Origin of the sequence: Roseateles sp., from assembly GCF_031397715.1 — a bacterium.
In the GTDB taxonomy this organism is placed as follows: Bacteria; Pseudomonadota; Gammaproteobacteria; order Burkholderiales; family Burkholderiaceae_C; genus Paucibacter_A.
In genome coordinates this window covers 1-11,166 of sequence record NZ_JANNMI010000392.1, presented here as the reverse complement: position 1 = coordinate 11,166, position 11,166 = coordinate 1, and the positions used below count along the sequence as shown (strand labels likewise).

At 63.7% G+C, this 11,166-nt stretch carries 10 protein-coding genes and 1 pseudogene; 9 read left to right on the top strand and 2 right to left on the bottom strand.

Annotated features, from left to right (window positions below):
* Positions 1-1,021, bottom strand: a pseudogene (locus RMO57_RS16835) (excinuclease ABC subunit UvrA); the annotation flags it as partial.
* A 329-nt stretch (positions 1,022-1,350) separates the two neighbouring features.
* Here RMO57_RS16835 and RMO57_RS16830 point away from each other — a divergent pair.
* The 5 genes from RMO57_RS16830 (at position 1,351) to RMO57_RS16810 (ending at position 6,253) form a co-directional block, all read left to right on the top strand.
* Positions 1,351-1,581 (top strand): hypothetical protein, encoded by a 231-nt coding sequence (locus RMO57_RS16830; protein WP_310388567.1) that lies wholly within the window; start codon positions 1,351-1,353, stop codon positions 1,579-1,581.
* Between the two features lie 58 nt (positions 1,582-1,639).
* Positions 1,640-2,863, top strand: coding sequence for a hypothetical protein (locus tag RMO57_RS16825; RefSeq protein WP_310388565.1), 1,224 nt, complete (start codon positions 1,640-1,642; stop codon positions 2,861-2,863).
* A 169-nt stretch (positions 2,864-3,032) separates the two neighbouring features.
* The gene (locus RMO57_RS16820) at positions 3,033-3,374 is read left to right on the top strand and encodes a transporter substrate-binding domain-containing protein (protein WP_310388563.1); all 342 of its coding nucleotides are present in this window, start codon (positions 3,033-3,035) and stop codon (positions 3,372-3,374) included.
* Positions 3,375-3,634: 260 nt separating this feature from the next.
* Entirely contained in the window at positions 3,635-3,847 is a 213-nt protein-coding gene (locus RMO57_RS16815; RefSeq protein WP_310388561.1) for a hypothetical protein, read from the top strand.
* A 348-nt stretch (positions 3,848-4,195) separates the two neighbouring features.
* Entirely contained in the window at positions 4,196-6,253 is a 2,058-nt protein-coding gene (locus RMO57_RS16810) for a hypothetical protein (RefSeq protein WP_310388559.1), read from the top strand.
* On the opposite strand, the gene RMO57_RS16805 is transcribed toward RMO57_RS16810, so the two are convergent.
* On the bottom strand, positions 6,183-7,160 hold the full coding sequence (locus tag RMO57_RS16805; protein ID WP_310388557.1) for a LysR family transcriptional regulator: 978 nt from the start codon (positions 7,158-7,160) through the stop codon (positions 6,183-6,185). The genes RMO57_RS16810 and RMO57_RS16805 overlap by 71 nt on opposite strands.
* Before the next feature lie 90 nt (positions 7,161-7,250).
* Here RMO57_RS16805 and RMO57_RS16800 point away from each other — a divergent pair, with 90 nt between their 5' ends.
* The 4 genes from RMO57_RS16800 to RMO57_RS16785 form a co-directional block, all read left to right on the top strand.
* Positions 7,251-7,421, top strand: a complete 171-nt coding sequence (locus RMO57_RS16800) for a DUF1127 domain-containing protein (RefSeq protein ID WP_310388555.1) — start codon at positions 7,251-7,253, stop codon at positions 7,419-7,421.
* Between the two features lie 50 nt (positions 7,422-7,471).
* Positions 7,472-8,992: an AMP nucleosidase gene (locus RMO57_RS16795; RefSeq protein WP_310388552.1), complete on the top strand. Its 1,521-nt coding sequence runs from the start codon at positions 7,472-7,474 to the stop codon at positions 8,990-8,992.
* A gap of 181 nt (positions 8,993-9,173) precedes the next feature.
* Positions 9,174-10,844 carry a class I SAM-dependent DNA methyltransferase gene (locus RMO57_RS16790; protein ID WP_310388550.1) on the top strand — a complete coding sequence of 557 codons (1,671 nt, stop codon included), beginning with the start codon at positions 9,174-9,176 and terminating at the stop codon, positions 10,842-10,844.
* A gap of 12 nt (positions 10,845-10,856) precedes the next feature.
* Positions 10,857-11,166, top strand: a 310-nt coding sequence (locus tag RMO57_RS16785) for a DUF1016 N-terminal domain-containing protein (RefSeq protein ID WP_310388548.1), incomplete at its 3' end; no start/stop codon positions are given.

The following is an 11,166-nucleotide window of genomic DNA, read 5'->3' as shown; positions in this document are numbered from 1 at the left end:
GGTCGATGTCGATCTGGTAATGCGCGGCCACCGCCACCAGCATCGAGAAGGTATAGGCAATGCGCCGGTCCCAGCCCTTCACCGCGCCGCTGGACAGTCACAGGGACGTGAAGGCGACGACTTTGTCGGCGTCGAACATGGTCAGCTGGCCCAGGCCCTCGCAAGACGGGCAGGCGCCGACGGGTGAGTTGAACGAGAACAGCCGCGGCTCCAGCTCCGACAGCGAATAGCTGCAGGCGGGGCAAGCAAACTTGCTCGACAAGACCTTCTCGACGCCACTGTCCATATTCAAGACCAGGGCGCGCCCTTCAGCCAAGCGCAGCGCCGCCTCGAAGCTCTCGGCCAGGCGCTGGCGCAGGCCGTCGGCGCTCTCGTCGGCGTCGTTGGCGTCTCTGGCCTTCAGCTTGATGCGGTCCACCACCACATCGATATCGTGTTTCTCGGTCTTCTTCAGCAGCGGGAAGTCGGGTGCATCAATCGTCGCGCCGTCGACCCGGAACCTCACATAACCCTGCGCCTGCAGAGATTCAAACAGTTCAATGAACTCGCCCTTGCGGTCGCGCACCACCGGCGCCAGCAGCATCAGCTTGGAGTCCTGCGGCATCGCCAACACCGCGTCGACCATCTGGCTGACGCTTTGTGCCTCCAGTGGCAAGTTGTGGTCGGGGCAGAACGGCGTGCCGGCGCGCGCATAGAGCAGACGCAGGTAATCGTGAATTTCGGTGACGGTGCCGACGGTCGAGCGCGGGTTGTGGCTGGTGGCCTTCTGCTCGATCGAAATGGCAGGCGACAAACCCTCGATCACGTCGACGTCCGGCTTGTCCATCAGCTGCAGGAATTGCCGTGCGTAGGCCGACAAGCTCTCCACGTAACGGCGCTGGCCCTCGGCATAGAGGGTGTCAAAAGCCAGGCTCGATTTACCCGAGCCGCTGAGGCCCGTGATCACCACCAGCTTGTTGCGCGGCAGGTCCACATCGATGTTTTTCAGATTGTGGGTACGCGCGCCGCGCACACGAATCATCGGGATCTCGAACGGCAAAGGCGAGGGCAAAGGCAAAGACGGCTGTGACAAAGATTGGGGGTCGGACATGGTGAGCAGAATGGCGAAGCAACCGGGCATCATAGGGCGAAGGCGTCTCGGCGCGCTTTCTGACGCGCCGGACCGGGCCAGGGGCGGCCTTGTAAAACCCGGGTAAACCCTTTCATCGGCGCCAACTGCAGGCCAGGCTGAGCCGCCGGCACTTCATCGCACGGCCATGGCGGCGCGCCGGCTGGTTTCCGATACTGAGTTCAACGAAGCAGCCCTTTGATTCACAGCAGGCGCTTCGATGTTCACCCAAGGAGCCCATCATGCGCAATCAAACCTTCGTTCAAATCGTCCTCGCCGCCGCCTCATTTGCCGGCGCCACCGCCCAAGCCGCCGAGCCCCAGCAGCAACTCGATCGGGTGGTCATCACCGGCAAGGCGGTGCGGACCGAAATCGTGCAGCTGCCGCGCGTCGTCGTCACCGGCCTGAGCGTCAACAGCCAGCGGCAGCAGCTGATGCTCGCCTCGGCCAAGCCCGCCGTGCGCCGTCTCTAAAAACCGCGCGCGTTTCCCTGACAATACTGACTCCAGTGTTGATCAGGGGAGCCGCCGAGTGACAGAAGAAATCCGCAAGCGCAGATCATGGCTTGACGGCTTTATGGCCTACGCCCTGCCGGCCGGCCTGAGCGAGGCCCAGGTACGCGACAACATCGTCGTGCTGGATCAGCTGTTGTACGCGCTCTGGGACTTGGGCGAGAACCTGGTTTTTGCCTGGACCCCCGGCTTCAACGGCGCCAGCGGCCTGCAACTGCTGGTCGCGCCCCATCCTCTGCTGACCGAATTCACTCAAGGCGCGACCGAACCGCAAGAGGCCGTGCGACGCGGCCGCTTGCTCGACGAGTTACTGGCTAACCAGACGCATCTGCCGGCCGCACAGTTCAGCCAGGTGGCCGCCGAGCTGGACCTGACGCCCCAGTTCATCGCGCTGCCCTTCGCTCCCGATGCGGGCCTGGGGCTGGATTTGATTGCCGCTATCGTGGCCCGTTATGGCATTCGCTTGGTCGAGGACCGGGCGGTGATCCTGTTCGACGCGGTCGGCTTTTCGCTGCTGACGCCGCTGCAGCAGGTGGTGCAGCTGAACAGCCTGTCCTGCTCGGTCAATGCCGCTTATGCCAAGCTGCTGGACCGCGAGATCAATATCAATTTCGCCCGCACCACCACCGGCGACGGCTTCTATATCTGGAACCGCATGCGCGGCATCGAGGCGAATGTCGAGTTGTACCAACTCTTGCAATTCATTCTGGCCGACAACGCGCTGGCGCGCGAGCGGGCGCGCCGGCCGGAATCGGTGCCCCAGCTACGCGCCGCCTTCCATGTCGGCTCGCACTATGAGTTCTACCAAAGCGAAGGGCTGAACCCGACCTCGTTCAGCTACTTGGTCGGCCAGGTCACGATAGAGCTGGCCCGCATGATCGAACGCGCCCTGCCGGGGCAGATCCTGCTCGGCAAGTTCAACACCTTGATGCGCGACGAACATAGCGGCGAGGTTCAGCGCATCGATTCGGTCGACTTTGTCGCGCGCACGCGGCGCCCGCTGAAGGTCCTCAACGGCCTGACCCTGGCCGGCGCCGAGATCGATGAAATCGCCTGCTACCTGACCGGCAGCCGCAATGCGGCCGGCGCTTTCGGCATCAGCGAGTTCGAGATCAGCGACAAGCATGGCCGGCTGCACCGGGTCTACAACGCCAAGATCAATATCCACCGGCGCGCCGGCCAACCGGTCTATCTGGGTCTGCGCGAAGAAGACCTGCTGGCCTTCACGGCCGTGCCGACCTGACGGCGCCATGCAGGCCGAGGCCTTCTACGCCATGTTGCGCTCGCTCGTCGGGCCTATGTCTTGGTCGATTTGGGGCAGTTTGAGCAGTCGATTGCCGCGGGTTTCAAGACCCTCCCATTGCCGGACATCACGGCAGGACTGTGGACGATGCGCAAGCCGATCTTTGGCTTTGGCGCCAAGTACTGAGCGCACCCGTCTCGCGGCCCTGGAGCGAGGTCAGGGCGACCTTGTTTGTGCGATGTTGCCGGAGTGGTTTGCCGGCCCGTTTGACTGGAGCCAGCCGATGCTGCCTGAGGGCGAGGTGATTCTGACTGCGGCCCGCGCCAAGCGGCCAAGCTCATTGGCCGATTTGCGCGGGCTGACGATTGGCACCGTCCATGGCTTTGTCTATCCGGAACTGGAGCAAGCGCTGGGCAGCGGATTTGTCCGCGAGGACGCGCCCAACGCCGCTGCCAATCTGCGCAAGCTCAATCAAGGCCGCATGGACTATGCCGTAAGCAATCAGCGTTAGGTGGAATTCCAGCGCCGCCAAAAAGTGTTGAACCTTGCCTTGCACCCCGACCTTCTGCTGTCGCGCTACACGAGTTCCTGCGCACTGAGCCGCAAGGTCGACGCCTACCGCTGAGAGAGCCACTCCGTTCATCGCCGCTATTCTCATTTCGCCCGGCCAAGCGGGCGCTTCATCGCGCGGCTGTGGCTCCGCAGGGCGGCTTTGCGGACACTGCAGGCATTGCAACAGAGGAGCCCCCTCAACACCAAGGAGCCGCAGTCATGAACACCCGCCAGCCCACTCCGCTTTTGACCACCTGCTTGACCGCCCTCGGCGCCGTTGCCGCGTCGGCCGTGCTCGGCATGAATCTGGCCGAGCAGGCCGAGACTGAGCAAAAAATGCGCACACAGGCGGCCCGGGTCGTGACGAAGCAGGCGCAAGTACAGCTGCAAAAGCTGCCGACGGTGTTGATCGCCGGGCGCCGGCAAGCCTGAAGGATGCGGGTCGGGTTGGACTCACTCGCCGGCCCTGCCTTTGTCCCTTTCAGCCCCTTCATCCTGGCGAAAATATTCTTCCGGCGCGGCACATCAATCTCGGCCTAGGAGCCAGGATGGCAGAAAAATCGGCGGCTGCAAGTCGCGCGCACAGCCCCCCTCGGCTTCGGCATGGGGCTGGTTCAGAAAGCGCCGGTAGCCGGGCACCAACAGGTAACCCAGGCCGACCAGGAACAGGCGCCGGCCAATGATGACGAATAAAGCCGTCGCTGATCAAAAGCAATCTGAAGGGAAGACCCAGCGGCCGAAGGCGACGCGCGGCAGCTTGTAACATCGACTCAGTTGGGCATGGCAAACAAAGCCGGCCGGCGAGCAGCGGCCATGACCGAGCATGAATACGGCACTTGGGGGAGTGAATTCGAAATGACGGCAAAAATCCACAGCGAGTTTCGGCGCCGCGCGCTGCCGCTGATTTTGTTGACGCAAGTGCTGCTGCTGAGCGCCTGCGGGGGAGGCGGCGAAAGCGATCCGGCCACGCCGGCGCCTCTGCCCGTGCCCGTGCCCGTGCCGCCTTTGAGCGCCGAATGCCTACCCGGCTCGGTCGCCAAATTGGCCCAAGAAGCCGCGCCGCTGCAGGGACGTAACACCGAGCTTGCACTGCTTGCGTGCAGCGGCAAAGAACTCAAAACCTTGAGCTGGCGGCAGACCGCGGGCACGGCGCTGAACCCGCTGTCGGCGCGCTCGCAAGCGATCTCGCTGGAGCCCGCCGCCGGTCAGGCCTACCGCTTCGAGCTGAGCTATCAAGACGGCCAGGGCGGCAGCTTCAGCCATAGCGTGCAGATGGAGGCCAAGGCAGCGCTCGGCGACGACGCCGCCGTTGTGCGCGGCGAACCCTCGGTGCTGGCCGGCGGCAAGACCTCGCTGCGCGTCACCAGCGCGAAATTGAGCGAAGCCGATTGGGACTCGGCAAGCATCCAATGGCGTCAATTGGATGGCCCGAGCGTGGTCCTGGGTGAGGCCAACACACGCCGCGTCGTGTTCAGCGCGCCGCAGACGGCCGTCGACACCACACTGCGCCTGCAGGCCAGCATCACCCTGGCCAGCGGCGCCAAACTCAGCGGCCAGTTCAATCTGCTGGTGCAAGCGCCGGCGCCCGGATTGCCGGCCGATCCGGCCTTCGGCGCCAGTGACCCGGTCAGCCGCGTTTACCCTTTTCTGGCCCAAGGTCCATTCGCGGCGGCGCTGGACGAATGCGTCTACAGCCCGAGACTGCAGAACTCCAATCTGTGCACCTTGGGCAAGCTGCCCTTGCTGGGCCAGGCCACGGCGGGCCAAGTGCCGACGGTTGAGCAGGTGATGCAGCGGGTCTTGGTGTCCAACGACTGGATGGGCGAGGTGTTCGAGCGCTTCTTGCGCGAGCAAGACCCGCACGGCGACTACCGCCGCATGTTGGCCAGCGTCACGGCCATCGTCATCGGCGGCCGGGTACGGCCCTCGTTTTACTGGAGCGGCACCGGCGCCATCTACCTGGATGCCAGCAACCTCTGGCTGACGCCCGAACAGCGCGACACGGTGAGCGAGTCACCCGACCCGCGCAGCAATAACGGCGCTGCGCTGGGCTTTTCTTCACCCTGGCGATATGTGAAGGACAACCAGCACGCCTACAACAGCCTGGCCCGCGAGCCGCGCCTGAGCCGTCCCTTGGGCGAGGTGGTCTACGCGCTGGGCAGCTTGCTGTATCACGAGCTGACCCATGCGGCCGATTTCATGCCGCCGCGCCTGCATGCCGGGCTGCCCACCGACAAGCGCGTCTTTCAGGCCGGCCCGGCGCGCGGCCTGTCGCAAAGCCTCGCGGAGCAATTGCCCTTTTATTCACGCGAGATGCAGGGCTTGGCCAAGGTGCTGTCTTTCGGGGCGACCCCGACGGCGCTGCAGATCGCGTACACGCCCGATGAAATCGTTCACTTCTTCAGCCAAGACCGCGTCAGCGATGACTACGCCTATTCGGTGCCGGAGGGCCAGACCTTCTCGCGCGAGGACGCCGCCATGCTGCTGGAAGAAACCATGATGCAGCTGCGCTACGGTGTGCTGCGCGACTATGCGGTGACGACGAAGCTGCAAGAGGGCGCGCTCAGCGCCGACCTGAGCGTCAGCTGGGGCCAGCGCGGGCGCATCGGCGAGGCGGCGATCAAGCCCCGCGCCAAGCTGGTCTTGGCCGAGGCCATGCCCTGGGTCGATACCGCCTTGCTCGATACGCTGGCGCCGCCCCTGCAACTGCGGGCCGGCCAGAGCTGGGGCGCCAATCTTGATCAAGCGGCCCTGGCCGCCGGCAAGGTCAGGCCGCTGTCGGCGCAGCAGCGCTTGAACGAGCGCGAGCAGACGACGCGTGAGCTGCGCTCGCGTTGAGCGTTAGCGCCGCTTGCGCGAACTCTCTGAGTACCTCCAGCACCGGCAGCGCCGCCGGCGGCAGCAGCGCCGGCTCCGGGTAGACCAGCACCAGCTCGCGCGTTAAGGCGGGCAACAGCGGGCGCAGCTGCATGCGCTCATGCACGCCCAGCACATGGGGCGCCTCGGCCAGCTCCTGCGGCATCAGCGAGGCGCCGTAGCCGGCCACCACCATGCTCTTGATCGCCTCGGTGTAATTGAGCTCGATGCGCGCCACCGGGCTGAAGCCGGCTTGGCCGAACCAGGCCATGGTGTGACGGTACATCTGGGTGCTGCTGTCGTTCAGGATCAGCGGCTTGTCGGCCAGCCAGGCCGGCGTGACCTGCGCTGGCGCGTCCCAATCAAAGGGCATGTACGCCAGCATCGGGTCGCTGCGCCAGGGCTCGCTGCATTGGCCATGGCCCGCCGGCAGCGGCAGTGTCACCAGGCCCAAATCTTGGCGGCCCTCGCGCAAGCCCGCCAAGGTGTGATGGGTGCCCAGCACCGCCACCTCGACCTCGATGGTCGGGTGCAGCGCTTTCAGACGCGCCAGCACCTGGGGCAGCAAATAGACCAGCACGCCGGTCTGCGTCGCCAGCCGCACGCGGCCGGCCTGCCCGCGCGCGTGGCGTGCCACCAACTCGACCGCCGCATCGGCATCGCGCAGCAGCTCGCGCCCTTTTTGCACCAGCACCTGGCCCGCCGGAGTCAGCTGCGCGCCGCGCTTGCCGCGCAGCAGCAGCGCCGCGTCCAGTCGCGCCTCGAGCTCGCTGATGTGCAGGCTGACGGTTGGCGCCGCCAAGTGCAAAGCCTGCGCAGCGGCGGCAAACGTGCCCAAGTCGGCGATCGACACCAGGGTGCGGAGCTGGTCCAAGTTCAAAGCACGCATCAGGTTTCCTGCATTCAGCAATCAGATGATTCAACTATTCAAACCATAACCTAAATCGGAAGATACGCAGCAACACCACGGAGAAACACCATGCACTTGGCAAACATAACGCGCACCTACCTACAAACCCGGTTCGCCGGCTGGCAGCAGCGCCGGCGCCATGCACGCATGCGGGCGGAATTGCGCGGCTTGGACGACCGTGAATTGCTGGATCTGGGCCTGGGTCGGGGCGAGCTGGAATATCTGCTCAAGCAGGCGTGAATCCACTCGGGCGACACGCCACAATCGGCTCCAAGATCAGGAGCCTGCCCATGAGTTTCAGCCCGCCGTTTTTTGCCCCGATGCAGTACCACGAGGCCGCCGCCGCGCTGGCGCAAACGCAGCAGATTTACGCCGCCAGCGTTCAGCATTTGCGCGCCGCCCTGCAGCGCTTTGTGGCCGGCGATGACCTCCCCAAAGTGCGCGCCTGCTACCCCTTTGTGCGCTTGCGTCTGCGCTCCAACAACCATGCCGCACCGCCCGATGCGCGCCTGGCCTATGGTTTTGTTGACGGCATTGGTAACTATGAAACCACGCTGACCCGGCCCGATCTGTTTGCCGACTACAACTTGCGGCAATTCCAGCTGCTGCTGGACAACCACGGCGAAGCGCTCGAGGTGGGCAGCAGCAACCAGCCGATTCCTCTGCACTTTGCGCTGGGCGAGCAGGAGCATTTTGAAGTCAGCTTGACGCCCGAGCGCCGCCGCCTTCTGCGTGATCTGTTTGACCTGCCCGACCTAGCCGCGATGGACGACGGCATCGCCAATGGCACGCAAGAGCTCAGCCCCGGTGCCGCGCAGCCGCTGGCCCTGTTCACCGCACCGCGAGTCGACTACTCGCTGCAGCGCCTGCGCCATTACACCGGCACGCGCGCCGAGTATTTTCAGAACTTCGTCTTGTTCACCAATTACCCCTTCTATATCGACGAGTTCGTACGCATGGGCCGCGCGCTGATGCAGCAGCCCATCGACCCTTTGCTGCCGCATGAGCTGGACGACTGCATCGCCTTTGTCGAGCCAGGTAACTTGTTAACCAGGCGCATCGGTTTGAGCGCCGAGGCCGAGGACGCAATGGGTGCCGCCTTGCCGCGCCTGCCGCAGATGCCCGCCTACCACCTGATCCGGCGCGACCGCAGCGGCATCAGCATGATCAATATCGGCGTTGGCCCGGCCAATGCCAAGACCATGAGTGACCATGTGGCCGTGCTGCGCCCGCATGCCTGGCTGATGCTGGGCCATTGCGCCGGCCTGCGCACCAGCCAGCAGCTGGGCGACTATGTGCTCGCACATGCCTATGTGCGCGAAGACCATGTGCTGGACGAAGAGCTACCGCTGTGGGTGCCGATCCCGCCGCTGGCCGAGATTCAGGTCGCCCTGGAGCAGGCCGTGGCCGACGTGACTCAGCTCAGCGGCTTCGAGCTCAAGCGCGTCTTGCGCACCGGCACCGTTGCCTCGACCGACAACCGCAACTGGGAGTTGCTACCCAACGACCGCCACGGCGGCCCGGAGCGCCGCTTCAGCCAGACGCGAGCGATTGCGCTGGACATGGAGAGCGCCACCATCGCCGCCAACGGTTTTCGCTTCCGCGTGCCCTATGGCACTTTGCTCTGCGTCAGCGACAAGCCTTTGCACGGCGAGATCAAGCTGCCCGGCATGGCCGACCATTTCTACCGCGCCCGTGTCGACCAGCATTTGCGCATCGGCCTGCGCACCGTCGAGCTATTACGCGCCGGGCCTTTGAGTCAGTTGCACAGCCGCAAGCTGAGGAGTTTTGCGGAGGTGGCGTTTCAGTAGGCATGGCTTCGATCGGGCTCAGAGTCGTCCTCTAGAATGCCCGCCAAGAGAGGCCTTGTGACGCCAAGGCAAGACGTTAGATTTTTAGATGGCGCGCTATTTGTGGCTTGGCACAGACGCAAGTGCAATGCGAGTAATGCGCGTAATGCGTTCAAGTCGGCGAATCAGTGACAACAAAAATATGAACGACGAAGAGCAGCAATTCCTCAACCAACTCGACAAGCAACTGTGGGATGCCGCCGATCGCTTGCGCTCTGCCGTCAACCCCAGCGAGTACATGCACGTCGTCTTGGGCCTGGTCTTCCTGAAGTACATCTCCGATGCTTTCCAAGAGCGCCGCTTGGAACTAGCAGCCGCTTTCAAAGACCCCGCCAACGACTACTACCTGGGTGAAGATGCGGGCGAGATGATCGCCCAAGAGCTGGAAGCGCGCGACTATTACACCGAGACCAATGTCTTCTGGGTGCCCGCCTTGGCCCGCTGGGATTTTTTGAAAGACAGCGCCACGCTCGCCATCGACACCGTGCTCAGCGTCACGAATGGCGCGCTGGATGAGTACAAGTTCAAAGGCATAGGCCGCTTGCTGGACGACGCGCTGGAGGCGGTAGAAAAAGACAACCCCAAGCTCAAAGGCGTGCTCGACAAAAGCTACGCCCGCTGGCGTGTGGATGACGCCTTGCCCGGCTTGATTGACGAGTTCTCCAAAATCCCGTTCAACCACGGCGCACTCAGGGCCAAAGACATACTGGGCCATATCTACGAATACTTTCTGGGCGAGTTCTCGATTGCCGCCGGCAAGCGCGGCGGCGAGTTCTACATGCCCAAAAGCATCGTCAGCCTGATTGTGGAAATGCTGGAGCCCTTTGAGGGCCGCGTTTATGACCCCTGCTGCGGTTCGGGCGGCTTCTTTGTGCAAAGCGAGCGCTTTGTGCTGGAGCATGGCGGCAAGATCGGCCAGCTCAGCATCTACGGCCAGGAGTTCAACCCCACCACCTGGCGGCTGGCCAGCATGAACATGGCCATTCGTGGGCTGGACTACGACTTTGGAAAAGAGCCCGCCAGCACCTACACCCGACCCCAGCACCCCGACCTGCGCGCCGACTTCATCATGGCCAACCCGCCTTTCAATATGAAGGCGTGGAAAGAGGGCGTGCGTGACGACGACCCGCGCTGGAAGTACGGCGTGCCGCCCGACGGCAACGCCAACTTTGCGTGGATGCAGCACATGATCCACCACCTGGCCCCGCACGGCAGCATGGCCCTGCTGTTGGCCAACGGCTCCATGAGCAGCAACACCAATAACGAGGGTGAAATCCGCAAAGCCCTGATCGAGGCCGACTTGGTGGAATGCATGGTGGCCCTGCCCGGCCAGCTGTTCACCAACACGCAGATTCCGGCCTGCATCTGGTTCCTCACGCGCAGCAAGGCCGAGCGCAAGAGCAAGGGCAAAGGCAAGCGCAAGAGCAAGGGCAAAGGCAAGCGCAGCCGCCCTGGCGAGCTGCTGTTCATCGACGCGCGCCAACTTGGCTACATGAAAGACCGCGTGCTGCGCGACTTCAAGTTCGATGACACGGCCAAGATCGCCAACACCTTCCACGCCTGGCAGCGCGGCAGCGGCTATGCCGACGAGGCGGGCTTTTGCAAAGCGGTGAAGCTGGACGATATCCGCAAGGCCGACTATGTGCTCACCCCCGGCCGCTACGTTGGCGCAGCAGCGCAAGTGGCCGATGCCGAGCCGTTTGAAGAAAAGATGGCCCGCCTGACCACTGCCTTGGGCGATCAATTCAAAGAGAGCGCAAGGCTGGAGGCCGAAATTCGCAAGAACCTAGCAGGGCTCGGCTATGACCTCTGAGGTGAACCGGGCATGAGTACCCAAGCTTTGAACTTTGCCGATTTGGTGGCAGCTATCCAGCAAACCCATGCGGCGCTGGCTGAGCAAGCTGCCAAAGCCGTCAACATCAACCTGACGCTGCGCAACTGGTTCATTGGCCACCACATTGCTGAGTTCGAGTTGCAGGGGGCAGACCGCGCCCGCTACGGTGACAAGTTGCTGTCTGAGCTGGCCCAAGCCCTGCGCGACCAAGCTGTCAGCAACGTGGGCAAACGCCAGCTTTACGGTTACCTGGCCTTTTACCGGGCCTATCCGCTGATTGTGCGGACAGCGTCCGCACAAT

Excerpts from the sequence above, each read along its gene's own strand:
- RMO57_RS16830 (WP_310388567.1), top strand. The coding sequence starts at position 1,351 with ATGCGCAATCAAACCTTCGTTCAAATCGTCCTCGCCGCCGCCTCATTT.
- RMO57_RS16815 (WP_310388561.1), top strand. The coding sequence starts at position 3,635 with ATGAACACCCGCCAGCCCACTCCGCTTTTGACCACCTGCTTGACCGCC.
- RMO57_RS16810 (WP_310388559.1), top strand. The coding sequence starts at position 4,196 with ATGGCAAACAAAGCCGGCCGGCGAGCAGCGGCCATGACCGAGCATGAA.
- RMO57_RS16805 (WP_310388557.1), bottom strand. The coding sequence starts at position 7,160 with ATGCGTGCTTTGAACTTGGACCAGCTCCGCACCCTGGTGTCGATCGCC.
- RMO57_RS16800 (WP_310388555.1), top strand. The coding sequence starts at position 7,251 with ATGCACTTGGCAAACATAACGCGCACCTACCTACAAACCCGGTTCGCC.
- RMO57_RS16795 (WP_310388552.1), top strand. The coding sequence starts at position 7,472 with ATGAGTTTCAGCCCGCCGTTTTTTGCCCCGATGCAGTACCACGAGGCC.
- RMO57_RS16790 (WP_310388550.1), top strand. The coding sequence starts at position 9,174 with ATGAACGACGAAGAGCAGCAATTCCTCAACCAACTCGACAAGCAACTG.